The organism is Pseudomonas mangiferae (assembly GCF_007109405.1).
GTDB classification, from domain to species: Bacteria; Pseudomonadota; Gammaproteobacteria; order Pseudomonadales; family Pseudomonadaceae; genus Pseudomonas_T; species Pseudomonas_T mangiferae.
On the sequence record NZ_VJOY01000001.1, the window covers coordinates 142,762 to 165,478 of the forward strand.

Here is a 22,717-nt window from a genome sequence, read left to right on the forward strand (position 1 = left end):
AGGCGTTCGGAGCCCATGCACTGCGACGGCGATCCGTCCGGCGAGGAGTGCGCGCGCTGCAAAGAAATCTGGCTTCTGGCCAGGTTTCTACCGGTCAGGCGACGCAGACCCCGTGCTTTCCATTCAATTGCGCTGGGCCAGGTCCGGCGTGTCGAGGCGGATCTCCAGGATGCGGTCGCGGCCGCCCTCGGCCACCAGGTAGCGACCCTCGGCGAGGCGGGTGATGGCCTGGGGCGCCTTCAGGTACGACAGGATGGTCTGGACCCGGCGGCTGGGCTCGATGAGCAGCAGGCGCGCGCGATGGGTCAGGTCCTCCGAAACCCAGAGGCCGTTGCTGTCGCACAGGAGGTAGGAGGGCTTGTCCAGCTGAACGGCCAGCGGCGCGTCGGTGCCGTCCGCGGACAGCCGGCGGATCAGGCCCTTTTCCTTCTCGCTGTACAGCATCGTGCCGTCGGGGCAGCGGGTGATGGATTCCGCCTCGGACAGGTCGTCCCGCAGGATCGACAGGCGCTGATCGCGCCACTGGTAGCGGAAGAGCCGGCCGTCGCGTTTCCGGTCCTCGATGGCGAACAGGGTCTCGCCATCGCTCCAGAGACCTTGCACGTTCACCCCGTCGAACAGGTCCCTCACGTCTCCCTGCCGGTAGAGCTTGACCGGGGCGCTGCCGCCTTCCTGGCTGAACACCAGGCCGCCCTGGGCCGCCACCATCCCGTCGGGCTTGGACAGCCCGCCGAACAGGGTCTCGCGCTCGCCGCCGGGGGCGATGTGGATGATGCTGCCTTTGCCGTCCTTCAGCTCCTGGGAGACGTACAGCCCGCCTTCCGGAGACGGGACGATGGCGGCCGCCTTGGCGACGTCCTCGAAGGCCACGCGGACGTTCCAGCCCTCGCTCGCCTGGACGGGGTAGAAGTTCTGCCAGGCGAAGAACGCGAGCGCCGTCACGGCCGCCAGGCCGAGGGCTGCCGCGCCGGCGATGAGCAGGCGGGTGGGGGTGGAGGGCGTGGAGAGGGTTTCGAGCATGCGCATTACGCCTGAGAAAGGTGTTCATGGAGAATCGTAGCGCCAACCACGATCAATACGACCCCACCCACGATTTCCGCCCGTTTCCCCACCAGGGACCCCAGCACGCGGCCCAGCAGGGTGCCCAGGGTGACCATGGTCAGGGTGGCGATGCCGATGGCGGCCGCGGCGACCACGATGTCCACGTTCACGAAGGCGAGCCCCACCCCGACCGCCAGCGCATCGATGCTGGTGGCCACGGCGGTGAGGGCCAGGACGAAGAAGGAATGCTGGCTGGGTTTGTCGTCTGCGTCCTGCTCGGGCTTGAAGCCTGCGTAGATCATGTGCAGGCCCAGGCCGAGTAGCAGGACGAAGGCGATCCAGTGGTCCCATTCGGTGACGTAGCTGGAGGCCGCCTGGCCGATCGCCCAGCCGATCACCGGGGTGATGGCTTCGATCACGCCAAAGATGAGGCCGGTTCGCAGGGCTTCGGAGAGGCGCGGCTTGTGCAGGCTCGAGCCCTTGCCGATGGCCGCGGCGAAGGCGTCCGTGGACATGGCGAGGGCAAGGAAGATCAGGGCAATCGCATTCAAGATGAGCGTCCGCCGGGCGCGAGCGAACGACACAGCACCTGCACGCCCGACTCGGCACAGGGTATGTCGTTGGTCTCGCCAATTCCGATGGATGCCATGGCCACGGCAGGTTGCCGAGAATGTTGACCAGGGCGCTGCCACTGACGTGGCAACCGGCTACTCCCCAAAGAGGGCGCAGAGGATAGCACGGAGGATCGAGGCGACGTAAAGGGGGCCGGGACCCCGGTTCGTCGGCGTTTCCGCGGCCGGGCAATGGCTCGCGGCCCGGCGCAGGTCCTCGCTTTCGCCCCGTTCAACCCGCCGCTTCCGCCCTTAGCGCACCGGTGTCCTTGACCGGTGGCAGGCCGAACAGGCGCCCGTATTCCCGGGTGAACTGCGGCACGCTTTCGTAGCCCACGGCGAACGCCGCGCTGCTGGCGGACGCGCCTTCCGCCAGCATCAGGCGGCGGGCTTCGATCAGGCGCAGCTGCTTCTGGAATTGCAGCGGGGAGAGGGAGGTCACCGCACGGAAATGCTGGTGGAACGACGAGCGACTCATGCGCGCCGCTTCGGCGAGCCGCGCGATGGGCAGCGGCTCGCTGTACGCCTGCCGCAGGAGGGAGACGGCCCGGGCGATGCGCTGGGTATGACCGTCCGACCAGCCCAGCTGGCGAATGGCGGCGCCATGGCGGCCGGCCAGCAGCCAGTAGTGCAGTTCACGCACCAACTGGGCGTGAAGCACGGGCACCGAGGCCGGACGATCGAGCAGGCGCATCAGCCGCAGCGCCGCTTCGCTGACCTCGGCATCGGTGGGGTCGAGCAGTACCCGGGCGCTGTCCACGGGCGATGCCTGCTCCATCTGCAGGGACAGGTCGGCGATCACCGCCGGGTCGAGGTCCACCACCAGCGACAGGTAGGGTTCGTCGGCGCTCGCCCGGGTGATCTGGCTGACGATGGGTACGTCTGCGGTGATCAGCAGGGAGTCACCCGCCTGGTAGGTGAGGGTCTGAGCGCCCATGGCTACTTGCTTGGTGCCTTGCAGCACCAGGCAGACCAGGGGCCGCGGGATGGCGTGGAGCAGCCCGCTCGGGGTCGTCGAGCGAATGGTGGTCAGGCCCGGGATGGGCGTCTGGGCAAAGCCGGCGGGGTCGGCATGCGCGTCGGCGTAGCGGCGAACCGCGTCGAGCAGGGTATCGGTCATCGCGGGAGCTTATCCCATCCGGATCGTCGGTCTCTGGGGTTCGGACGATCAGGCAAGGAACGTCGACGTTCTGGCAACGCGATTCGGCCGTTCGCTTCCTACCATGGGCCTCCCTGAACGAGGAGTATCCCATGACCCCCATCGCCATCATCACCGGTGCCAGCCGCGGGCTCGGCCGCAACGCCGCCTTGAGCATCGCCCGCCGCGGCAGCGACGTCATCCTGACCTACCAGCGCAGCCGCGACGGGGCCGACGCCGTGGTCCGCGAGATCCAGGCCCTGGGCCGCCGCGCGGTCGCCCTGCAGCTGGATACCGGCGACACCGCCGGCTTCCCGTCCTTCGTCGAGCGCCTGCGGGCCGCCTTGCGGGACACCTGGCAACGCGACACCTTCGATCACCTGGTCAACAATGCCGGGCATGGCGACTACGCGCTGATCGAGCAGACCACCGAGGCCCAGTTCGATGGCCTGGTGAACGTCCACTTCAAAGGCGTGTTCTTCCTGACCCAGGCCCTGCTGCCGCTGATCGCGGACGGCGGCCGCATCGTCAACGTGTCGTCCGGCCTGACCCGCATGTGCCTGCCCGGCTACGCCGCCTACGCTGCGACCAAGGGCGCCATCGAGGTGCTCTCCGCCTACCTGGCCAAGGAGCTGGGCGCGCGGGGCATCGCGGTGAACACGGTGGCGCCGGGCGCCATCGAGACCGACTTCGGCGGCGGCGTGGTGCGCGACAACCCGCAGCTCAACCAGCAGATCGCCGACATGACCGCTCTGGGACGGGTAGGGGTGCCGGACGACATCGGGCCGATGATCGCGAGCCTGCTGACGGAGGACAATCGCTGGATCAACGCCCAGCGGATCGAAGTGTCCGGCGGCCAGGGCCTCTGACGCCGCTGCCCGGAGCGAGGGCAGGGGAGCGGTGTGTTCACCGGCCCGTGTTGTCCGCACTCGGGGCTGGCTACTTGGAGTGAAGCCGGGTCTGCCCGAGACCCCCGTCGAAGCCGCGTCCCGCTTGCCGATCTGCCCGTCGCAAGAAGCCGGGGTTGGCGTGCCGTTCCATTCATCGAGCGGGGCGATCAGGCCGGCTACCCGGCCGCCCTGGCCGTCACCCACCAGCAGGCCGCGTCGACGCGAACTTCCGTGCCCTGGATATAGGGCGCGAAGGCCTGCCGGATGTGCTCGATGATGGCCGGGTGCGCCATGTCGGCCTGACCCTGAAGCGCGAGCCCGACCGGACCGAGGTGGGTGAGGTAGCCCACCAGGTCCTGTTCCGGCAGCGTGCAGGGCACGTCGATCGGCTGGATGTCCACGTCCGCCCAACCACTTTCCCGGAGAATCCTGGCGACTCGCTGCGCGTCGGCGAAGGCGAACTGGCCGGGGGCGTCCAAGTGTCGAGGGGGCAGGTCGGGCAGCCAGGCTGCCGCCGCCCGCTCGGCGGTGGTCATGAACGGGTTCTCCGCGGCGCTGCGCCAGGCCAGGAAGCACAGCGTGGCGCCTTCCCGGGCCGCACGGCGCAGGCGAGCGAACGCCTGCACCGGGTCGCTGAAGAACATTACACCGAAGCGAGAGACGATGAGGTCGAACGGCCCGTCCTGCGCGTCATGGACCTGGGCGTCCGCGCAGAGGAACGTGACGGGTACGCCCGCTCGCCGGGCGCGTGCCCGGGCCAGGTCGATCATCGGTGCCGAGAGGTCGATTCCCGTGCAGGCTGTCGCAGTGCCCAGCCGGGTGGCCAGGGCCAAGGTCGTGCCGCCGGTGCCACAGCCTACGTCGAGCACCCGCGACGGCCCGCAGGCAAAGGCAGCGTCCACCAGCAGCGTCTGAAAGGGCTCGAACAGGGCGTCCAGCACTGCCTGCTGGGTGATCCACGCCTGCCCGGACGGGCCGTTCCAGAGGGCGGATTGCGACGGGTTGTCTGTGGGGCAGGGAAGAGGTTCGGGGCGCATGACGGGTGTCCTGGAGGGGAGAAAACCCGACTGTGCGCCTTCAAGTCAGCTTGAGGTCAAGAGCAGGTGAATGCCTGCCGTGCGCATGCGACATCCCCGGCAGCCACGGCGCATCCATCCGTGGCTGCCCGCCCGTGGCTGCCCACGCCTGCGGTCGTGGTTCAGCGGCTGGTGCCGGCCTCGATCGCCGCCACCAGGCCGTCGATCCGTTCCAGGTGGGTGCGGTTGTCGTGTTGCCAGGGGTGGAAACCCGGCCTGAAGTAGTCCAGCCACTGGCGGGCGATGCTCGGGAATACGCCGCGTGGTCCGTAGAGGAACACGATGACGCGCCAGAAACCACGGAGAAAATGCGGGGCGTGCCGGTCGGCGATCAGCAGGCGGACGTGGAAGTCGAACACCACCAGCCAGAACACCACCGTGGTGACCAGCATGCTGCCGCAGCGCAGCAGATAGCGACCGAGGCCGGGTTCCACCACCTGGTTCCAGACGTCGAATGACACCGCCTTGTGCTCGGTTTCCTCCAGGGCGTGCCAGGTCCAGACGTGGGTGTAGCCGGGGAGGGAGTCGCCCAGCCGGCTGGGGTCCCGCAGCAGCAAGTCGGCGAGGATCGCGGTGTAGTGCTCCAGGGCGAGGGTCACCGACAGGTTGAACGAAGCGGGCAGCCATTTCTTGAGCAGGTCGAGGAACCAGGCAAGGCGGCGGTCCAGGGTGCGCGCGGGCAGGCCGGCGGCCTCCATCAGTTCGTTGTACTGCACGTGCTCGCGGCTGTGCATGGCTTCCTGGCCGATGAACCCCTGCACCTCGGCGGTCAGTTGCGGGTCGGTGATGCGCTTGCGGTAGTGACGCACGCTGTCCATGAAGAAGCGTTCGCCCGACGGGAATAGCAGGGACAGGGCATTGAAGAAGTGGGTGACCTGCGGCCCCTGTTCATGCCAGTCCTTGATGCGGTCGGCGGGCAGGTCGAAGCGGATGTCACGACGTATGGGCAGCATGGCGGTTCTCCTGTGCACGTGCTCGGATGACCGCGGGCGCCCGCGAGGCGGGCCGGCCCGGGCATCCCTTCCTTCGAATCAGGTGGGGCGCTGGTCCTGCGGGGCGCGCATCTGCCGCGCGGCGACCCGGCGCATGCGCCGGGCGTACCAGACCACCAGCGCCTGGTAGCCGGCGGGCAGCAGCCGTCCGATCAGGTCCAGCAGGCGAGCGTCGGCGCCCACCAGGACGCGCCGGCGGTTCTTGCGCACCCCCTCCAGGATCAGCCGCGCGGCGCGGGCGGCATCGGTCATGAAGAGTTTCTCGAAGTCCTCTCGGGCCTGCTGCTCGTCGTCGATCAGCAGGCCGATCAGGCTCTTGTCGACCCGGCTGGCGCGCGCGATGCCGGTCTTCACCCCACCGGGGTGGACGCAGGTGGCCGAGACGCCGCAACCCATCAGGTCGAGTTCCTGGCGCAGGGCTTCGGTGAAGCCGCGCACTGCGAACTTGGTGGCGTTGTAGGCGCCCATGCCCGGCTGGGCCAGCAGGCCGAACAGGCTGGAGGTATTGACGATGTGGCCCTCGCCGCTCTTCTTCAGGTAGGGCAGGAATGCCTGGGTGCCGTGCACCACGCCCCAGAAGTTGATGTCGACGATCCACGCCAGGTCGGCCGGCTGCATGCCCTCGACGGTGCTGGAAAAGGCGACGCCGGCGTTGTTGAAGACCAGGTTGATCCGCCCGTGCCGTTCCGCGCTGGCGGCAGCCCAGGCGAAGACCGCGTCGCGCTCGGCAACGTCCAGCACCTGGTGAGTGACCCGCAGGGCCGGGGCGATGGCCTGCGCACGTCTCACGGTCTCGTCGAGCCCCTCGGCATCCCGGTCGGCCAGCGCCAGGTGGCAGCCTCGCCGTGCCAGTTCCAGGGCCAGCTCGCGGCCCATGCCCGATCCCGCGCCGGTGATGGCGGCGACCCGCCCGTCGAAAGCTTTCATGACTGGACGCCCTCCTGGAGTTCGGCGCTGGCCCGCAGGGGCGCGGCCGGCGCGTGTTCGTCGGGTGATGGCCGGGTCGGGTCCGGCGCATGCCGGTAGTGCAGGTAGTCCCGCAGTTCGAATTGCGAGGTGACCTGCTTGAAGCGCCAGGTGGAGCCCGGCCAGAGGGTGGTGTTGCGGCCGCTGCGCGGGTCCAGGTACCAGCTGCGGCAGCCACCGACGGACCAGATGGCGCGCTTCAGCCGCCCTTGCAACTGCTCGTTGTAGGCCTGCTCGACGGCGGGCTGCACCTCGATGGCGGCAATGTCGGCGGCGCTCATCTGGGTCAGGGCCTTGAGGATGTAATCCACCTGGGCCTCGATGATCAGCACCATGGAGTTGTGCCCGAGGCCGGTGTTGGGGCCCACCACCATGAAGAAGTTCGGATAGCCGGGCAGGGTGGTGCCCAGGTAGGCGTGGGCACCCTCGCGCCAGGCGTCGACGATGTCCAGCCCGTCGCGACCGATCAGCATGCCGCGGGGGAAAGGATCGGTGGCCTGGAACCCGGTGCCGAAGACGATGCAGTCGGTGGGGTGGCGGATGCCGTCCCGGGTCACGATGGCATCGGCCTCGACGCGCTCGATGACCTCGGTGACCAGGTTGACGTTGGCGCGGCAGACGGCGGGGTAGTAGTCATTGGAAATCAGCACCCGCTTGCAGCCGATGGTGTAGTCCGGGGTCAGCCGCTGGCGCAGCCAGGGATCCGTCACCTGCCGGCGCAGGTGGCGGAGGGCGGCATGCTGGATGAGCTTCATCAGCCGCGGCTGCCCGGAGAAGGCGATGACCCGCGACTCCAGCATCCAGTACAGCGCGGTGCGCGACAGGGCCTGGGTGAAGGGCAGGTGGGTGAAGGCCCAGCGCTCCAGCCGGGATAGCGGGCGGTCGGGCTTGCGCATGATCCAGGGCGGCGTGCGCTGGAACAGGTCGAGCCGGGCCACCTGGGGCGCGATCTGCGGGACGAACTGGATGGCGCTGGCGCCGGTGCCGATCACCGCCACCCGCTTGCCGGCCAGGGGGTACTGGTGGTCCCACTGCTGAGAGTGGAAGCAGGCGCCCTGGAAGTCCGCCAGGCCCGGGATGTCCGGCAAGGCGGGGCGCGACAGCCCTCCCATGGCCGAGACCAGCACCCGCGCCGACACCTGCTTCCCATTGGCGAAGCGCAACGTCCAGCGCCGCGCTGACTCGTCGTATTCGGCGCGTTGCAGGGCCATGCCGAAACGCAGGTGCGGCCGTAGCCCGAAGCGGCTGGTGCAGGTCTCCAGATAGCGGCGGATTTCCGGTTGGGGGGCGAAGCGCCGGGTCCATTCGGGGTTGGGCGCGAAGGAAAAGGAGTAGACGTTGGACTGTACGTCGCAGGCGCAGCCGGGATAGTGGTTGTCGCGCCAGGTGCCGCCCACGGCATCGGCCTGCTCGGCGATCAGGAAGTCCGCGTGCCCGGCCTGCTTCAGGCGGATCGCCATGCCCAGCCCGGCGAAACCCGAGCCGACGATGGCGATATCGATGTACTCGGTGTCGAGCAGCGAGGTGTCCTGAGCGTTCATCCTTTCCCTCCTTGGCCTGCGGCATCGGGTGTGACGGCCCGTCGAACCGTCGTGAGGGCGTTTTCGGTGCGTCTCACGGCCGGTCTGGCCCAGTCAGGGCGACCCGGTCAGGCAGACCCGGTCGGGCAGACCCGTCCATGTGCATCGCAATACGCCTGAAGTCCCGGCGCTCCTCTCTGCGGATCGCCCGTGGCGATTGCGCTTGCGGACCACACTGACTTCCGGTGAGTATATTTTCAATTCTTTTTTTGAAAACAGAATTTCAATTTATTTTTTCAGGCAGTCATGGCCGGTGTTCCGGCGGGTTTTCCAGGGATCAGAAGGAGGGCGTCATCATGGGAATAGCAGCAGGGATGGGAATCGTCGCGCTGGCCGGCGTCGCCATTCTGGTTTTGCGACGGCGGACCCGTCGCATCACCCGCGAGGTGGAAGGCGCGTGCCCGGCGGAAGGGCAGTTCCTCGACGTGGAGGGCGTGCGCCTGCATTACGTGGAGGCGGGTGAGGGGCCGACCCTGTTGCTGGTCCACGGCTTGTCCGGCAACGGCCGCAACTTCACCCATTCCCTGGTGCCGGCATTGACGGACCGTTTTCGGGTAGTCGTCCTGGACCGACCCGGCGCCGGCTATTCCGATCCGTTGGCGGATGCCGAGACCGGGCTGTTCAGTCAGGCGGCCCTGGTGGCGCGCTTCATCCAGGCGAAGGGGTTGGAACGGCCACTGGTGCTGGGCCATTCCCTCGGTGGCGGGCTCGCCCTGGCCCTGGCGCTGAACCACCCGCAGCAGGTCCGGGGCCTGGTGCTGGTGGCACCATTGACCCACCCGCAGCCGCTGCCGCCCACGGTGTTCCTGCCCCTGGCCATCCGTCCGGCGCTGCTCCGGCGCTGGGTCGCCGATGTCTTCGCGGCGCCGGTGGGCATGCTCGGCCGTCGCCATGCGTTGCGCCAGGTCTTCGCTCCCGACCCGGTCCCCGAGGACTTCGCCTATCGGGGCGGCGCGGTGCTGGCCATGCGGCCGGGCAGCTTCTATTCGGCGTCCTGCGAACTGGAGCGGGTCAACCATGACCTGACTCGGATGCTGGACGCCTACCCGCGGCTGGCGCTGCCCATCGGGCTGCTCTACGGCACCGAGGACCCGATCCTCGACTGCCGCCGCCACGGCGATGCCCTGCACCGGCACGTACCCGGGATCGTCTACGAGCAAGTACCCGGCCAGGGACACATGCTGCCGGTGACTGCCGTTGATCGGGTCGTGTCCTTGGTCGAGCGCATTGAGTCGCAGACGAAGGCGTGAGTTTTCCGGTACTTACGTCCCATGCTGTCTTTTTTCGGAAATCCGCTGGTGCATTCGTCCTTGGCAAGGCGAACGGAATACGCTAAATAAAAAATTCAAAAATGAATTTGAATATTCATTTTGAACCGGTGGTTGCAGTACCGATTCAGGGAAGAAGGCCGGCGACAACGCGCGGCCAACAAGAACAACAAGAGGAAGTCACGATGCGCCCCGTCAGCCTTCTCTTTTCCTGGCTGCTCCTGCCAGTCGCCTACACGCTTTCAACGCCCCTCCTGGCCGCCCGTATCCAGCCGGCGGACACCCCCTTCACCGCCAGTGGCCCCATCAGCTTTTCCAAGGGCCTGCTCAGCGCCGACTGCACCATCGCCATGAGCGGTCGCATCGCCCCGGATGGCAGCCATGCGCGGGTGGACAGCGTTTCGTTCAGCGGTAACAGCTTCAAATGTCGCCGGGTCACGGCCACCCACCTGCCTTGGACACTCGCCCCCCTCGATGAGCGCAGCGGCGCGATGTCGGGGATTCAGGTGACGGTGTCCGCTCCGCTGGTGGGCGGCGAATGCGGGCCTTCCACCGCATCCGGGACCTGGGACAACACGCTTGGCCGCCTGCAGGCGGACAAGGTGACGCTAGCCGGTGGCTGCGTCATCGAGAAAGTAGCGATCCAACTCACACCGACGTTCCGTGTGCTGCGGTGAATTTCGCTCACTGAGTTGTACGTAAACCCATACGGGCCAAGGTGCCACCTCAGGAAACGGGCAGTCCCTGCGGCGTCCGGCTGGCCATCGCCCGGCAACCACTTGCCGATCACTCGTGAGGAAAACAAATAATGAAAGCCGTTCAAACCTTCGTTTCTGCCACTGCCCTGGTTCTCTGTGCTGCCGCGTCCGCGGTCTCCGCCGCCACCATCGCGCCGGCCGGTGCGTCCTTCACCGCCCCAGGCACCATCACCGTGCGTTCGCCGGCCTCGCTGCAGCAGCCGGTGACCTGCAACATCACCTTCACCGGCAAGGTGGCGGCCAATGGCTCCTCGGCCTCCATCACCAGCGCCACCGTCAGCGGCAGTAACAGCCTCTGCAAAGTGCCGCAGATGAAGAACCTGCCGTGGACCCTGACCGCCACCTCGGTCACCACCGGCACCGTGACCGGCGTTGCCTTCAGCATCCTGTCCTCCAACTGTGGTCCGGGCACCGTCAGTGCCGCCTGGAGCAACGCCACCAACACCCTGAGCGCCGCCAACCAGGCTCTCAGCGGCAACTGCACCATCACCAACCTGAGCGTCAAGCCGAGCCCGGCCTTCACCGTATCGCCGTAAGCCCTGTCGGGGTGCTGTAGAAGGGGCGTCCTCACGGGCGCCCCTTTTCAATGCGCGCAACGTGCGCGGGCTGGCTCGGGCCGGCGATGTCGATGAATTCGGAGTGAAGCATGCACAAGAACAACAGAAACATGCGTGGTTGGCTGGGCCTGGCGGTGCTGGGCGGTGTATTGGGTAGCGGGGCAGTGCAGGCGGGCGGCTTCGCCGTACCCACCTTCGGCACCCCTGGTTGGGGACGGGCGTTCGCCGGCGGCTCGCTGTTCGCCGAGGACCCCAGTGCGGCATTCAACAATCCAGCGGCCATGGGGTTCATCCAGAACCCGGTGGCGCAGATGTCGGTGCACTACGCCGATGTCGACATCAAGTTTCGCGGGCACGCCTACGACTACCAGGGCGAGCCCATGACCCACAAGCAATACGACGACGAGGGCAACCTGGTGTCCAGCCCCATGGGCGAGGGCGGCAACGGCGGCTTCACCGCCTGGTTGCCCACCGCTTTCCTCGTAGTGCCGATCAACGACCAGCTGTCCTTCGGCCTCAGCCAGGTGGTGCCCCTGGGGATGCGCAGTACCTGGGACCAGGACTGGGTCGGGCGCGATTTCGCCGTGGACACCAAGATCGAAACGGCCGGGCTCGCCGGCTCCCTGTCGTTCAAGGTGAACGACGAGCTGGCCCTGGGCGCCGGGGTGATCGTCCAGCGCACCCAGGGCTTCGTCAGCCAGAACATCGACCTGTACGCGGCGGCGTCCCAGTCGCCGAACCTGGGCGACCTGCAATTCCCCGCGGGCTTCGGCTCCAACCTGATCCGGGTGAAGGTGGATAACGTCTCCCCGGGCTGGTTCGTCGGCGCGGCGTGGAAGCCCACGGCGTCGGATACCTTCGGGCTGAACTACCACGCGCGCATCCGCAACAAGCTCACCGGCAAGTACAACATGTACGCCGACGATGCGTCCCAGGCCATTCTGGATTCCGGCCTGGTGGAGTCCGCCTATCCCGGCCTGATCCTCAAGTCCGGGGGCGCCTCCGCCTCGGCCCAGATGGACGTGCCGGCCAGCGCGGCCCTGGACTGGGTGCACCGCTTCGACGACCGCTTCAGCCTCGGCACCAGCCTGGCCTGGACGCAGTGGTCGTCGTTCGAGGACCTTACCCTGAAGTCCCACGGCAACACCATCGTGTCGATCCCCTATAACTACCGCGACACGTGGATGGTGTCCCTGGGCGGCGACTACCGGGTGACGGACCAGTGGACCCTGCGCGCCGGGGTCGCCTACGACCAGACGCCGACCCGGGACTCGACCCGCGACCCGCGAATTCCCGACGGCAACCGTCGGTTCCTCTCCCTGGGGGCGTCCTACCGCTTCCAGTCTCTGCCCAGTCTGAGTCTGGATGCCGCCTATTCCCGCCAGTTCGTCCAGGATGCCCGTCTCAAGACGGAAAATCAGGACCGCCTCGGCAGTGGACGGCTGGATGGCAAGGCCGAGAGCAAGGGGCAGGTGATGAGCGTGTCGGCCACCTACCAGTTCTGACAGGTCAACGGGCGTTCGCTGTACGGGGCGCCCAGCCCGGGGTCATCGGCCCCGGCGGCCGGGCCGGCAGCGCAATGCGCCGGCCCGGTTTTCCCCCATGAGTCCACCCTGCATCCAATCCCTCCCTCCTATTTTCCTTGGTCGGTGGGCCGTCGCTCCGATGCGGCCCGCCCATCGGTGATGGCGATAGCAGGTCGCGCCCTATCTCTGGGCTTCCGTGTCCAGTTTTGAGCACCGGGCCGCGACGGGCTCCGCAAGCCCAGCAGTTGCAGGAACCCCATTCGCAGGTGCAGGGAGGGCTACATGGCGATCATGGCCAGTGGAGCGGTCGCCATCGACGTGCCGCGGAACACGTCGTGGTCGCCATCGGGAGGACTGCGCTGCCATATGTAGCAGCCTCGATGTGGACGAAACCGTCACCGCTGGGCCACCAAACGGCGTGCCTCAGCGCCGTCCCGGAAATTCCCCCGTCCAGCTCGATGCATCAGGCTGCCCGTGCACCGCCCGCGACCGGTACGCGGCGGGCGCGGCGCTCAACGTACGAGGAGGGCGTTGGCTCGGTCCTTCGCCTCGTGCTCATCCCGGACGAACGCGAATCTTAGGCCCAGCACCTTGCCCAGCGTCTGCACCGCCAGCCTGGCCGCGGCGGGTATCGAACGGTCCCCCGTGATGATCACCAATCCTGCGCACAAGTCCTTGAGCCGTTGCTTGTTGCGTTTGAAGAACAGGGCCCGCTGCTTGCGGTCATCGTGGCTTTCGTCATGGCCGTGGTGGTCGCCGGGCAGGTGGTCGGTGAGGAGAACGAAACGTTCTCCACGATCGAGCAGGGCCGCGAACGCCGCTTCGGCCGCCTGATGTGAGTGGTGTTCGTCGTGTTCCCTCAGGAACACCAGCGGAAACTGCGTGGCATCGAGCTGCATCGTCGGTCCCTTTTCAGTAGAGGTCGTGGCGGACCGCATGGTCGTAGTGCGTATCGATCTGCTGCACCTGCGCATCGTCCATCTCCGCCGGGGCGTCGCCGAGCCTGGCGAGGGCGGCCATCATCCGCCCGACCGTCGGCAGCGCCTGCCGGTCGAGCCTGGCGCTGTCCTTCCAGAGCCCGGCGCGGTTGATGGCCTTGCCGCAGTGCAGCAGCACCTCGTCGATCCGCACGACGGTGGCGGTCTTGGGCGTTCGGGCCCCTTCGCGTAGCCGGGTCAGGAGCGCGTCCTCGGTGGAAACGCGGCCGCGGCCATTGATGCGCAGGAAGATCTCCAGGCCGGGGAACAGGAACATCATCCCCACACGCTCGTCGCGCTGCAGGTTGCGCATCGACTCGATCCGGTTGTTGCCCGGCCAGTCGGCGAAGGCCACGGTGTGCGGGTCGAGCACGTGGACGAACCCGGGCGGCCCGCCCCGGGGTGAGGCGTCCAGGCCGCGCTCGCTGCCCGTGGCCAGGCAGAAGAACGTGGCCACCTTGAGGTAATCCACGTGGAAATCCACCAGCCGATCCAGGACGGCCTTCTGGATCATCTCGGACGGCGGCGAATAGAGCGCGTCCAGATCGGGCCGGTCCGTCATGGCCGGGCTTCCACGAAGGCCCGTAACTGCGGATCGCGGATTTCCAGCACCTCGAACAGGCCCAGGGCGCGCAATGCCGGCAGCGCCGCTTCGATGTCGTCGAGCACGGCCTGGCGTGCGGCGTCGGTGAGCGTCGGGTCGCTGAAGGCCGCTGCGTTGGCCAGGAACGCGCCGACCGAGCCCTTGCGGACGACGGTGCCGTTGATTCGGATGTGGTCGAGGTGGTCGGGGAGGATGTCGTGCGCGCGCATGGTCGCTCTCCTGCTTGAATGGGCTTCAAGCGTAAAAAGAATCGTCGTGGCGGCTGTAGACTGTATCGGCCATCCAATAGCTTGAATCCGCCATGACCGATCCGATCCTTCAGTTGCAGGACATCCTCGATAGGCCGCACGGGCCGGTACTGGTCGCAGTCGAGGGACGCCACGACAGTGAACTGGTTTCCACGCCGCACCAGCATGTGCGCGGGCAGTTGTTCGGATCGCTGCGGGGCCTGCTGTCGGTCGGGGTCGATGACGGCGTGTGGATCGTCCCGGCGATCCACGCCGTGTGGTTGCCGCCGAATACCCCCCACTCGGGCCGGTCGCACGGGCCGTTCCACGGCTGGAGCGTCTACGTCGCCGAGCCCGCCTGCGCGGACCTGCCGCAGCGTCCCTGCACCCTCCGCACCTCCGGCCTGCTGCGCGAGGCGGTGCTGCGGGCGTGCAACTGGGAACCGGTCAGCGCGACGCCCTTGACCGGTTCCCGGGCTCACATCGCTGCAGTGATCCTCGACGAGATACGCAGCCTGCCGGTCGAGCCCTTCGGCCTGCCATTCCCGCGCGATCCGCGCCTGCAGCGCATCGCGCGGGCCCTGATCGCCGATCCAGCCGACGACCGGGACCTGGAATGCTGGGCGGCATGGGGAGCCGTCAGTTCGCGCACCCTGAGCCGGCGGTTCGTGACGGAGACCGGGTTCAACTTCACGGCCTGGCGGCAGCGCGCGCGCATGCTGCGGTCGCTGGAGATGCTCGCGACGGGAATGCCCGTGACGGCGATCGCGCTCGACCTGGGGTATTCCACGCCGAGCGCCTTCATCGGGCTTTTCCGGCGCACCTTCGGTGAGACGCCGGCCGCCTATCGCGCGCGTCTCTGACCGGACGCAGCGGTGAGAGGGTCTCGTCGCGGTAGCGGGGCTGCCGCCGGGCATCGCGTTGATAGCGAAGCTCGTCACATCGCGGATGACGCCGATGCATGCACAGGCAACGCACTTCCTGCGGCATCTCGATGATGAATGACCGCCTGCCAAGCCTGGACGCTCGACATTCGCAACCGGTGCTGCGATTCGGCGATGCGCTGTCCATTCGCTTTCGAGTTCCCTTGCACGCGCCTTTTCACGCCCTCGGAAGACGCGCTGCCACTCGCGCACTCCGGTTCTGGGCGCTAAGGTGAATTCCGTTCATGAACGAGAACGACCTCCGGCATTGGCCTGGAAAATCGTCCATGACACAGGAAAACGTTCGATTGGCGACGGCCAGGGAGCTGCCGGGCCTGCATTTGCCTTGCCGCAAGGATGCTCTATAAAATTCAAAAAACGTTTTGAATTTGTTTTTTGAACGTCTCGCACCCTGGCAGAAAGGCGCTTTTATCCATGGCTGTAAAACGAAGCAGTGCGTCCAACGACACCAAGAATCGCTTGCTGGATGCCGCCGAGGCACTCTTCATCCACCATGGCTACGATGCCCTGCTGCTCCGCCAGATCACCGAGCACGCCCAGGCCAACCTGGCGGCGGTGAACTATCACTTCGGCGACAAGGAAGCCCTGATGAAGGCGCTGCTGGTGAAGCGCCTGGAGCCCCTCAACGACAAGCGCCTGGCCCTGCTGGACGAATGCGAGGCCCAGTGGGAGGAAGCGCCCAGCTGCGAGGCGCTGCTGGGCATCCTGTTCGCCCCGGCCATGGAGCTGGAGCGCAGCGAGACCTCCGGCGTGGAGAGCGGCTCGTTCATCCGCTTCCTCGGCCGCGTCTACAGCGACACCTCACCCTTCATCCAGGAATACCTGAGCGAGCACTACCAGCCGGTCTTCGCGCGCTTCTTCGATGCATTCGCCCGGGCCTTGCCGGACCTGCCGCGGGCGGAACTGGGGGTGCGCCTGCAGTTCGCGCTGAAGGCGATCTCCGGGGTCATGGCCGGTACCGAGCTGCGCTACCTGATGAGCGCCATGAGCCTCGGGCGTATCACCACCGACGCCGAGGTGATGGCCAAGCTGATCACCCTGGTGTCCGGCGCCATCCGCGCGCCCCTGCACTCCACCGACAGCGAGGTCGTCCTGGAGCGGGTCCTGCAGACCCAGCGGGTGATTCGCCAGCAGGCCGAGGCCGGCCACGAAGCCGCCGCGGTCTGAGGGCAGCGGAGCGGGCGCCGCTCAATCGGCCAGCCTGACCTGGCCCGGTTCCAGGCCGAACACTTCGACCCCCTCCAGGGTGGCATGCCCGGCGGTGACCTCCACCGAGCGGGCCGGCTGGTCCGGCGCCGAACGATAGTCCACCGTGAGGCGTTCCCCGGCGCGTTGCAGCGCGCCGGGCGGCAGCACGATGGCCCGGTCGTTGCGGTACGTGACGATGTTCAGCCGCGCGCTCATGCCCAGGCGGACCCGCTGGCGCAGGTCGCGATCCAGGGGTGGCAGGGCCACGGTCACCGCGTAGCGGCTGCTGCCCTGGTCGTCTCCCGGCAGCGCCAGGCCGCCGACGGTGGCCACCGTGCCGGTGAGCTGGATGCCGTCGAAGCCGTCCCCCTGGATGTCCACCGGCATGCCTTCCCGCAGGGCGTTGATGTCCAGCTCCGACACCTTGGCAACGATCTTCAGCCGGTCGAGGCTGGCCAGGCCCAGCAGCGCCTGGCCCTGGCCGACCTTGCTGCCGGGTTGTGGCGGCCCTTTGTCGGCGGCGGCGGACGGCCCATTGGGCGGGGGGATGACGATGCCGGGGAAGGGCGCCTGGATGTCCCGCTGCGCCAGCAGGGCGAGCAGGGCGTCGTACTTGGATTGGGCATTGGCCAGCTCCATGTCGGCGATCTGCCGGTACTCGGCGCGGCCCTGGGCCTGGGCGGCGCGCAGTTCCGACTCCGCCGCCTGCTGGTCGAGGGCCTGCAGGTCGGCCTGCTGCTTGAGGTCGTCCAGTTCGCTGCGGGGAATGATTCCGCGTTCGAACAGGGTCTGGGTTTCCGCCAGCTTGCGCCGGGTGCTCTGGGTGGCGAGGGTGGCGACCCGCAGCGCCCGCCGGGTACGCGCCACCTCGGGGCCGTTCTCCCAATCCCGCAGTTCCTGCTGCCGGTGCCGGGCCTTGAGCAGGCTCGACAGGGCCTCGCGCAGTTGCACCTCGATCTCGCCGGCATCCATCCGTAGCAGCAGCTGCCCGGCCTCGACCCGCTGCCCCGGCTCCACCGGGGCGCTGGCCACGTTGCCGTCGAACGGTGCGACGATGGCCTGGGTACGCTCCGGCTCCAGCTGCCCCACCAAGCCGATCCGGTGCTGCAGGGGTTGCGGCTGCAGGGTCAGCCAGCGCTCGGCCGGCGCGGCGGGGCGCTCCGCGGAGCCGGCCAGCCACAGGCCCAGGGCCGCCAGCAGGGCCAGGGGCACCAGCACATAGGGAAGCCGGCGTTTCTCAATCATTGAGGGCGATCTCCCAGCTCTCCAGGGTCATGCCCAGGGCCTGGTCGAGCTGCGTCTGGGCGTTGAGGTAGGCGATCAGTGCGTTCAGGCGGGCGTTCTCCGCCGTGCGCAGGTCGGCTTCAAAGGCGAGCACCTGGAAGTTGCTGGAACGCCCGGCGTTGAGCTTTTCCCGCTCGATCTCCAGCTTGCGCCGGGACAGCTCGCTGGCGCGCTGGGCGATCTCGTACTGGCGCCAGCGCGTACCGAGGTCGCGGATCACGTCGTTGACCTGGCGCTCCAGGGCTTGCCGGGCATCGGCCACGCGGATCGCCTGTTGGTCCACCTCGACCCGCGCATGCACCTCGGCCTGGCGGATGGACAGGTCACCCAGGGGAATCTGCACCTGCACCCCGGCATAGGTTTCCCAGCGCCGCCCGCCGCCATAGCCGCCCGAATCGCCGTCGTAGCGGTCACGGACCTGGGTGGCGCCGGTCACCAGGGACACGTCCCAGCGGCTCTGGTCCTTGGCGATCACCAGGTTGAGGTCGGCCTGCTGGCTACCCAGCAACTGCGCCAGGTATTCCGGCTGCTGGGTCTGCGCCAGGCGCAGGGCCTGGCCGCGGTCCAGGGTCAGCGGCTCGGCCTGCAGCGCTTCGCTGGCGCGGATCGGGGTGTTCAGGTCCAGGGCCAGCAGCCGCAACAGGTCCAGGCGGCTGCTGTCGGCCTGGTTCGTGGCTTCTTCCACGCTGAGTTCCTGGTTGGCGATGTCGGCCTCGGTCTGCACCACCTCGAAGGCCGCCATGCGGCCGGCGTCGATCATGGCGCGGTTGGCCTCCAGCAGGGTCCGGGAGCGGGCCAGGGCGTCCCGGGCGATGCGCAGCTGCTCCTGGGCCCGCAGCAGCTCGCGGTAGGTGGCGATGATCTGGGTGACGGTCTGGGACACGTTGGCCTTGAGGTTGAGGCGGTTGGCCTGTTCCGTCAGCCGCGCCAGGCGCAGCGGCGCGGTGGTGACGTCCCAGCCGGCGCCGCGCAGCAGCGGCTGGATGATGCCGATGTCCAGCCCGTCGCTGCGGAACCGCCCGGCCTGGTCGGCGTTGGACAGCTGCCGCGTCCAGGCCAGGCTGAGGCGGGTGCCGTATTCCCCCAGCAGGCTGGTGGCGGGGGTGAGCTGGGCCTGCCTGGCGTGATCCTCGGAACCCCGGGAGGCCTGGTAGGCGCTGTTGATCAGCAGCTTGGGGGCGAAGACGTTCTCGGCCACCCGCAGGTCGAATTTCTGGGCGATCCGCTGCAGGTAGGCGCTGCGGATCGCCGGGTTGTTGCGCAACCCCAGGTAGACCGCCTCGCCCAGGGTCAGGTCGGTGCCCTGCCGGCTCAGCAGCACCCCCTGGCCGCCGCGGTTCGCCATGCTGGGGGCCGAAGCGGGGGTGGCCAGGACCGGGGCCGGGCCGGCCAGGCCGAGGAGCAACGCGATGAGTGCGGCACCGACCCGGGGACCGCGCATCGAGGCCTGGCCGCGCGTCGCGTCAGTCATCCCGCAGCGCCTCCACCGGTTGCAGCCGGGCGGCCATCACCGCCGGGTACAGGCCGAAGAACAGCCCCACCAGCAGGGTGCTGCCCACCCCCAGGGGCAGGGCGCCGCCGGCCAGGCTGAACTGCCAGCCGGAGAAGCGCGCGTACAGGTAGGCGAACAGCAGGCCCAGCAGGGCGCCGCAAGCCGCGCCGGCGGCGCTGAGGGTCATCGCTTCCAGCAGGAACAGGTTGCGGATGTCGCGCCGCCGCGCGCCCAGGGCCATGCGCACGCCGATCTCCCGGCGCCGCTCGGCGACGTTCATCAGCATCACGTTCATCACGCCGATGCCGCCGCCCACCAGGGAAATCCCGCCCAAGGCGGTGAGCAGGTAGGTGAAGGTGCGGGTCTGCCGGGTCAGGCCGTCGAGGATCGACTGGGCCACCTGCACGCTGCTCTCGCGCCCCGGCAGCAGGCGCGCCAGGGCGGCCTCCAGGGCCTTGCCGGTGACGGTCACGTCGCGCCCCGGCGCCACCCGCACGATGAGGTTGTCCAGGCGCGTGCGGGCCTGCAGCCGGCGCATGGCATCGAAGGGGACGATCAGGGCGTCGTTGGCCACCACCGGGACCAGCACGGCATTGGGCTGGCTGACCAGGATACCCAGCACCTGGAACAGGTCCTGGTTGATCCGCACCTGGTCACCCACCTGTAGCGGGCGTACTGGCGAACCAAGGGTTTCGGCCAGTTGCGCGCCCAGCACCGCGCCATTGCCGCTGCGGTCGAAGGCGGAGAGGAAACGTCCCTGGCGCAGCCGCAGGCCCATGGCCCCCTGCAATGACGCGTCGCTGCCCACCACGCTGGCGTTGGTGGACTGGCCGCCGACGCTCACCGGCGCGGAGAACATCTGCACCGGTGCCAGCTGCGCCAGGCCCGGCACCGCCTGGCGCAGGGCATCCAGGTCCAGGGTCGGCGGCAACGTCGCCTGGTCACCCGCCTGCGCGGGGAACTGCACCACCAGGGTATCGGTGCCGAGGTCCTTGAAGATGCTGCGGGCATCTTCCACGGCGTTGTCGCCGATGTTCACCAGGGCGATCACCGAGGCGCTGCCGATCACGATGCCCAGCAGCGCCAGCAGGGTACGCCGGCCCAACGTGCGCAGGCTGCCCAAAGCTTCGCCGAGGTGACGGGCCGGCAGCGCCAGGCTCATGGCGCGAGGCCTTCGTGGAGCACGCCCTGGCGCATCTCCAGGCAACGCTCCAGGCGCCCGGCGAGCCGGGTGTCGTGGGTCACCATCACCAGGGTCACCTGGCGCTCGCGGTTCAGGCCCAGCAGCAGGTCCATGATGTCGGCGGCAGTGGCGGCGTCCAGGTTGCCGGTGGGCTCGTCGGCCAGGATCAGGGTCGGTTCGCCCACCAGCGCCCGGGCGATGGCCACCCGCTGGCGCTGGCCGCCGGAGAGGTCCGCCGGCCGGTGGTCGCCGCGTTGGCCCAGGCCGACCCGCTCCAGCAGCCGGTCGGCCCGGGCCAGGGCCTCGCGGCGCGGCGTGCCGCGGTAGCCGAGGGGCAGGGCGACGTTCTCCCGGGCGCTCAGGCGCGGCAGCAGGTTGAAGCTCTGGAAGACGAAGCCGATGAGGCGGTTGCGCAGGCCGGCCAGGCGCTCCGGGTCGGCCTGGCGGATGTCGTGGCCGGCCAGCCGGTACTCGCCCTCGTCAGCCTGATCCAGCAGGCCGAGGATATTCAGCAGGGTGCTCTTGCCCGAACCGGAGGCGCCTAGCAGCGCGCAGCTTTCGCCCGGGGCCAGGCTGAGCGAGACATCCGAGAGGATGCGAAGTCGCTGGCCCGCCTGCAGATAGCTTTTGTTGATGCCATTCAGGGAAATCAGGCCTGGATGAACCATCGCGAACGTCCTAGCTGTCGCAAGCGCATTTCGTCCTTAAAATTATTTTTCAAAACGGTTTTTCGTTTTGCTGGGCGTCATTAAAGAGGGATATCCGGGCAGGGGCAAGGCGTGGCGTTCGTGACGCCCGGGGTGACCGGTCGGTCGCCGCTCACGGGCCGCTGTCCTCGCCGGCCGGGCGAGAACAGGGCCGCCACCGTGCGGACGGGCGGTCGTCCCGCGCCCGGTGACAAGCGCCGCCACACTGGCTATCGTCTGCACGCCTCGCGGCTCCTGGATCAGCAGACAGGGCATAACTGAGCTGGCTTCCTTCCCTCACTCAAGGAGCCTGCCATGCCCGCAGACCGCCTGTGGATCCGTTCCCCCCTCGCCATCCTGTCTCCCTCCGATCGTTCCGCCGCCGGCGGGCTGGTGATCGAGGGCGGGCGCATCGTCGAACTGCTGGACGCCGGCCAGGCGCCCGCGCAGCCCTGCGACGCCAGCTTCGATGCCCGCGAGCACGTGGTGCTGCCGGGGCTGATCAATACCCACCACCACTTCTACCAGACCCTCACCCGCGCCTGGGCGCCGGTGGTGAACCAGCCGCTGTTCCCCTGGCTGAAGACCCTCTACCCGGTCTGGGCGCGGCTGACCCCGGACATGCTGCACCTGGCCAGCCAGGTGGCCCTGGCCGAGCTGCTGCTCAGTGGCTGCACCACGGCGGCGGACCACCACTACCTGTTTCCCGACGGCCTGGAAGCGGCCATCGACATCCAGGTGGAGGCGGTCCGCGGCCTGGGTATGCGCGCCATGCTCACCCGGGGCTCCATGAGCCTGGGGCAGCGCGAGGGCGGCCTGCCGCCGCAACACACCGTGCAGGACGGCGAGACCATCCTCGAAGACAGCCGCCGGCTGATCGTCCGCTACCACGAGCGGGGCGAGGGCGCGCGCATCCAGATCGCCCTGGCGCCCTGTTCGCCGTTCTCGGTGACCCGCGAGATCATGCAGGCCAGCGCCGGCCTGGCGGAGCGGGAGGACGTGCGTCTGCACACCCACCTGGCCGAGACCCTGGACGAGGAGGCGTTCTGCCTGGAGCGCTTCGGCCTGCGCACGGTGGATTACCTGGACAGCGTCGGCTGGCTGGGGCCGCGCACCTGGCTCGCCCACGGCATTCACTTCAATGCCGAGGAAATCGCTCGTCTCGGCGCGGCCGGCACCGGGGTCTGCCACTGCCCCAGTTCCAACATGCGCCTGGCCTCGGGCATCTGCCCCACGGTGGAGCTGGAAGCGGCCGGCGCACCGGTAGGCCTGGGGGTGGACGGCTCGGCGTCCAACGATGCCTCGAACATGGTGCTGGAGGCGAAGCAGGCCCTGTACCTGCAGCGCCTGCGCTACGGCGCCGAGGCGATCACCCCGGAGCGGGCGCTGGGCTGGGCCACGACGGGCTCGGCGCGCCTGCTGGGGCGCGACGACATCGGCGAGATCGCCGTGGGCAAGCAGGCCGACCTGGCGCTGTTCAGGCTCGACGGGCTGCGTTTCTCCGGCAGTCACGACCCGCTGTCCGCCTTGCTGCTGTGCGGCGCCGACCGTGCCGACCGGGTGATGGTGGGAGGCCAGTGGCGGGTGATCGACGGCCAGCCGGAAGGCCTGGACCTGGACGCGCTGATCGCCCGGCACCGGGCCGCGGCGAAAGCCCTGCTCGGCTGAACCCTGGCGCCGCCGCCCGACCTGCTCAAAGGTGGACGGCGACGCGCACGAGCCGCCGGGG

22 protein-coding genes are annotated in these 22,717 nt (G+C 68.5%); 8 read left to right on the forward strand and 14 right to left on the reverse strand.

From position 1 onward, the window contains the following. Window positions 1-123: 123 nt before the first annotated feature. The 3 genes from FM069_RS00590 to FM069_RS00600 all read right to left on the reverse strand — a co-directional run bounded on the left by FM069_RS00590 (window position 124) and on the right by FM069_RS00600 (window position 2,772). Window positions 124-1,020, reverse strand: a complete 897-nt coding sequence (locus FM069_RS00590; protein ID WP_143486185.1) for an SMP-30/gluconolactonase/LRE family protein — start codon at window positions 1,018-1,020, stop codon at window positions 124-126. Window positions 1,021-1,025: 5 nt separating this feature from the next. Further along, complete coding sequence (gene mntP / locus FM069_RS00595; RefSeq protein ID WP_143486186.1) at window positions 1,026-1,592, reverse strand: manganese efflux pump MntP; 567 nt, start codon at window positions 1,590-1,592, stop codon at window positions 1,026-1,028. A 292-nt stretch (window positions 1,593-1,884) separates the two neighbouring features. After that, window positions 1,885-2,772 carry an AraC family transcriptional regulator gene (locus FM069_RS00600; RefSeq protein WP_143486187.1) on the reverse strand — a complete coding sequence of 296 codons (888 nt, stop codon included), beginning with the start codon at window positions 2,770-2,772 and terminating at the stop codon, window positions 1,885-1,887. 131 nt (window positions 2,773-2,903) lie between these two features. Between FM069_RS00600 and FM069_RS00605 the strand changes: the two genes are divergently transcribed. Next, a complete protein-coding gene (locus FM069_RS00605) occupies window positions 2,904-3,659 on the forward strand; it encodes an SDR family NAD(P)-dependent oxidoreductase (protein WP_143486188.1) in 756 nt (251 codons plus the stop codon). Between the two features lie 197 nt (window positions 3,660-3,856). On the opposite strand, the gene FM069_RS00610 is transcribed toward FM069_RS00605, so the two are convergent. From FM069_RS00610 to FM069_RS00625, 4 genes are all read right to left on the reverse strand, one after another. After that, complete coding sequence (locus FM069_RS00610; RefSeq protein ID WP_143486189.1) at window positions 3,857-4,717, reverse strand: class I SAM-dependent methyltransferase; 861 nt, start codon at window positions 4,715-4,717, stop codon at window positions 3,857-3,859. A gap of 161 nt (window positions 4,718-4,878) precedes the next feature. Further along, window positions 4,879-5,709: a metal-dependent hydrolase gene (locus tag FM069_RS00615; RefSeq protein ID WP_143486190.1), complete on the reverse strand. Its 831-nt coding sequence runs from the start codon at window positions 5,707-5,709 to the stop codon at window positions 4,879-4,881. A gap of 78 nt (window positions 5,710-5,787) precedes the next feature. Beyond that, a complete protein-coding gene (locus FM069_RS00620) occupies window positions 5,788-6,675 on the reverse strand; it encodes an SDR family NAD(P)-dependent oxidoreductase (protein WP_143486191.1) in 888 nt (295 codons plus the stop codon). Beyond that, on the reverse strand, window positions 6,672-8,255 hold the full coding sequence (locus FM069_RS00625; protein ID WP_143486192.1) for a flavin-containing monooxygenase: 1,584 nt from the start codon (window positions 8,253-8,255) through the stop codon (window positions 6,672-6,674). Before FM069_RS00625 ends, FM069_RS00620 begins: the two co-directional genes overlap by 4 nt. 335 nt (window positions 8,256-8,590) lie before the next feature. On the opposite strand from FM069_RS00625, the gene FM069_RS00630 reads away from it, so the two are divergent. From FM069_RS00630 to FM069_RS00645, 4 genes are all read left to right on the forward strand, one after another. After that, window positions 8,591-9,544, forward strand: a complete 954-nt coding sequence (locus tag FM069_RS00630; RefSeq protein ID WP_143486193.1) for an alpha/beta fold hydrolase — start codon at window positions 8,591-8,593, stop codon at window positions 9,542-9,544. 101 nt (window positions 9,545-9,645) lie between these two features. Next, on the forward strand, window positions 9,646-10,239 hold the full coding sequence (praA, locus tag FM069_RS00635) for an alkane oxidation protein activator PraA (RefSeq protein ID WP_143486194.1): 594 nt from the start codon (window positions 9,646-9,648) through the stop codon (window positions 10,237-10,239). 131 nt (window positions 10,240-10,370) lie between these two features. Further along, on the forward strand, window positions 10,371-10,856 hold the full coding sequence (gene praB, locus FM069_RS00640) for an alkane oxidation protein activator PraB (protein WP_143486195.1): 486 nt from the start codon (window positions 10,371-10,373) through the stop codon (window positions 10,854-10,856). Between the two features lie 110 nt (window positions 10,857-10,966). Beyond that, complete coding sequence (locus tag FM069_RS00645) at window positions 10,967-12,382, forward strand: outer membrane protein transport protein (RefSeq protein ID WP_143486196.1); 1,416 nt, start codon at window positions 10,967-10,969, stop codon at window positions 12,380-12,382. A gap of 533 nt (window positions 12,383-12,915) precedes the next feature. On the opposite strand, the gene FM069_RS00650 is transcribed toward FM069_RS00645, so the two are convergent. From FM069_RS00650 to FM069_RS00660, 3 genes are read right to left on the reverse strand one after another with little or no spacing between them, the layout of a single operon-like run. Beyond that, window positions 12,916-13,302, reverse strand: coding sequence for a hypothetical protein (locus FM069_RS00650; protein WP_143486197.1), 387 nt, complete (start codon window positions 13,300-13,302; stop codon window positions 12,916-12,918). 13 nt (window positions 13,303-13,315) lie between these two features. Further along, complete coding sequence (locus tag FM069_RS00655) at window positions 13,316-13,942, reverse strand: MSMEG_1061 family FMN-dependent PPOX-type flavoprotein (protein WP_143486198.1); 627 nt, start codon at window positions 13,940-13,942, stop codon at window positions 13,316-13,318. After that, the gene (locus FM069_RS00660) at window positions 13,939-14,193 is read right to left on the reverse strand and encodes a hypothetical protein (protein ID WP_143486199.1); all 255 of its coding nucleotides are present in this window, start codon (window positions 14,191-14,193) and stop codon (window positions 13,939-13,941) included. The genes FM069_RS00655 and FM069_RS00660 overlap by 4 nt, the downstream gene beginning before the upstream one ends. Before the next feature lie 92 nt (window positions 14,194-14,285). Here FM069_RS00660 and FM069_RS00665 point away from each other — a divergent pair, with 92 nt between their 5' ends. Both FM069_RS00665 and FM069_RS00670 read left to right on the forward strand, forming a co-directional pair. Next, a complete protein-coding gene (locus tag FM069_RS00665) occupies window positions 14,286-15,074 on the forward strand; it encodes an AraC family transcriptional regulator (protein ID WP_143486200.1) in 789 nt (262 codons plus the stop codon). A 495-nt stretch (window positions 15,075-15,569) separates the two neighbouring features. Then, the gene (locus tag FM069_RS00670) at window positions 15,570-16,322 is read left to right on the forward strand and encodes a TetR/AcrR family transcriptional regulator (RefSeq protein WP_143486201.1); all 753 of its coding nucleotides are present in this window, start codon (window positions 15,570-15,572) and stop codon (window positions 16,320-16,322) included. 21 nt (window positions 16,323-16,343) lie between these two features. On the opposite strand, the gene FM069_RS00675 is transcribed toward FM069_RS00670, so the two are convergent. From FM069_RS00675 to FM069_RS00690, 4 genes are read right to left on the reverse strand one after another with little or no spacing between them, the layout of a single operon-like run. Continuing rightward, a complete protein-coding gene (locus FM069_RS00675) occupies window positions 16,344-17,588 on the reverse strand; it encodes an efflux RND transporter periplasmic adaptor subunit (protein ID WP_143486202.1) in 1,245 nt (414 codons plus the stop codon). Continuing rightward, on the reverse strand, window positions 17,581-19,068 hold the full coding sequence (locus FM069_RS00680; protein WP_143486639.1) for a TolC family protein: 1,488 nt from the start codon (window positions 19,066-19,068) through the stop codon (window positions 17,581-17,583). The genes FM069_RS00675 and FM069_RS00680 overlap by 8 nt, the downstream gene beginning before the upstream one ends. A gap of 22 nt (window positions 19,069-19,090) precedes the next feature. Next, complete coding sequence (locus FM069_RS00685; RefSeq protein WP_143486203.1) at window positions 19,091-20,281, reverse strand: ABC transporter permease; 1,191 nt, start codon at window positions 20,279-20,281, stop codon at window positions 19,091-19,093. Continuing rightward, window positions 20,278-20,970, reverse strand: coding sequence for an ABC transporter ATP-binding protein (locus tag FM069_RS00690; RefSeq protein WP_143486204.1), 693 nt, complete (start codon window positions 20,968-20,970; stop codon window positions 20,278-20,280). Before FM069_RS00690 ends, FM069_RS00685 begins: the two co-directional genes overlap by 4 nt. 333 nt (window positions 20,971-21,303) lie before the next feature. On the opposite strand from FM069_RS00690, the gene FM069_RS00695 reads away from it, so the two are divergent. Next, window positions 21,304-22,656: an 8-oxoguanine deaminase gene (locus FM069_RS00695; RefSeq protein ID WP_143486205.1), complete on the forward strand. Its 1,353-nt coding sequence runs from the start codon at window positions 21,304-21,306 to the stop codon at window positions 22,654-22,656. The last annotated feature ends 61 nt before the right edge of the window (window positions 22,657-22,717 follow it).

What these genes read in the sequence shown, in the direction of transcription:
- FM069_RS00590 (WP_143486185.1), bottom strand. Translation starts at nt 1,020, where the DNA reads ATGCTCGAAACCCTCTCCACGCCCTCCACCCCCACCCGCCTGCTCATC.
- FM069_RS00600 (WP_143486187.1), bottom strand. Translation starts at nt 2,772, where the DNA reads ATGACCGATACCCTGCTCGACGCGGTTCGCCGCTACGCCGACGCGCAT.
- FM069_RS00605 (WP_143486188.1), top strand. Translation starts at nt 2,904, where the DNA reads ATGACCCCCATCGCCATCATCACCGGTGCCAGCCGCGGGCTCGGCCGC.
- FM069_RS00610 (WP_143486189.1), bottom strand. Translation starts at nt 4,717, where the DNA reads ATGCGCCCCGAACCTCTTCCCTGCCCCACAGACAACCCGTCGCAATCC.
- FM069_RS00615 (WP_143486190.1), bottom strand. Translation starts at nt 5,709, where the DNA reads ATGCTGCCCATACGTCGTGACATCCGCTTCGACCTGCCCGCCGACCGC.
- FM069_RS00620 (WP_143486191.1), bottom strand. Translation starts at nt 6,675, where the DNA reads ATGAAAGCTTTCGACGGGCGGGTCGCCGCCATCACCGGCGCGGGATCG.
- FM069_RS00625 (WP_143486192.1), bottom strand. Translation starts at nt 8,255, where the DNA reads ATGAACGCTCAGGACACCTCGCTGCTCGACACCGAGTACATCGATATC.
- FM069_RS00630 (WP_143486193.1), top strand. Translation starts at nt 8,591, where the DNA reads ATGGGAATAGCAGCAGGGATGGGAATCGTCGCGCTGGCCGGCGTCGCC.
- praA (WP_143486194.1), top strand. Translation starts at nt 9,646, where the DNA reads ATGAATTTGAATATTCATTTTGAACCGGTGGTTGCAGTACCGATTCAG.
- praB (WP_143486195.1), top strand. Translation starts at nt 10,371, where the DNA reads ATGAAAGCCGTTCAAACCTTCGTTTCTGCCACTGCCCTGGTTCTCTGT.
- FM069_RS00645 (WP_143486196.1), top strand. Translation starts at nt 10,967, where the DNA reads ATGCACAAGAACAACAGAAACATGCGTGGTTGGCTGGGCCTGGCGGTG.
- FM069_RS00650 (WP_143486197.1), bottom strand. Translation starts at nt 13,302, where the DNA reads ATGCAGCTCGATGCCACGCAGTTTCCGCTGGTGTTCCTGAGGGAACAC.
- FM069_RS00655 (WP_143486198.1), bottom strand. Translation starts at nt 13,942, where the DNA reads ATGACGGACCGGCCCGATCTGGACGCGCTCTATTCGCCGCCGTCCGAG.
- FM069_RS00660 (WP_143486199.1), bottom strand. Translation starts at nt 14,193, where the DNA reads ATGCGCGCGCACGACATCCTCCCCGACCACCTCGACCACATCCGAATC.
- FM069_RS00665 (WP_143486200.1), top strand. Translation starts at nt 14,286, where the DNA reads ATGACCGATCCGATCCTTCAGTTGCAGGACATCCTCGATAGGCCGCAC.
- FM069_RS00670 (WP_143486201.1), top strand. Translation starts at nt 15,570, where the DNA reads ATGGCTGTAAAACGAAGCAGTGCGTCCAACGACACCAAGAATCGCTTG.
- FM069_RS00675 (WP_143486202.1), bottom strand. Translation starts at nt 17,588, where the DNA reads ATGATTGAGAAACGCCGGCTTCCCTATGTGCTGGTGCCCCTGGCCCTG.
- FM069_RS00680 (WP_143486639.1), bottom strand. Translation starts at nt 19,068, where the DNA reads ATGCGCGGTCCCCGGGTCGGTGCCGCACTCATCGCGTTGCTCCTCGGC.
- FM069_RS00685 (WP_143486203.1), bottom strand. Translation starts at nt 20,281, where the DNA reads ATGAGCCTGGCGCTGCCGGCCCGTCACCTCGGCGAAGCTTTGGGCAGC.
- FM069_RS00690 (WP_143486204.1), bottom strand. Translation starts at nt 20,970, where the DNA reads ATGGTTCATCCAGGCCTGATTTCCCTGAATGGCATCAACAAAAGCTAT.
- FM069_RS00695 (WP_143486205.1), top strand. Translation starts at nt 21,304, where the DNA reads ATGCCCGCAGACCGCCTGTGGATCCGTTCCCCCCTCGCCATCCTGTCT.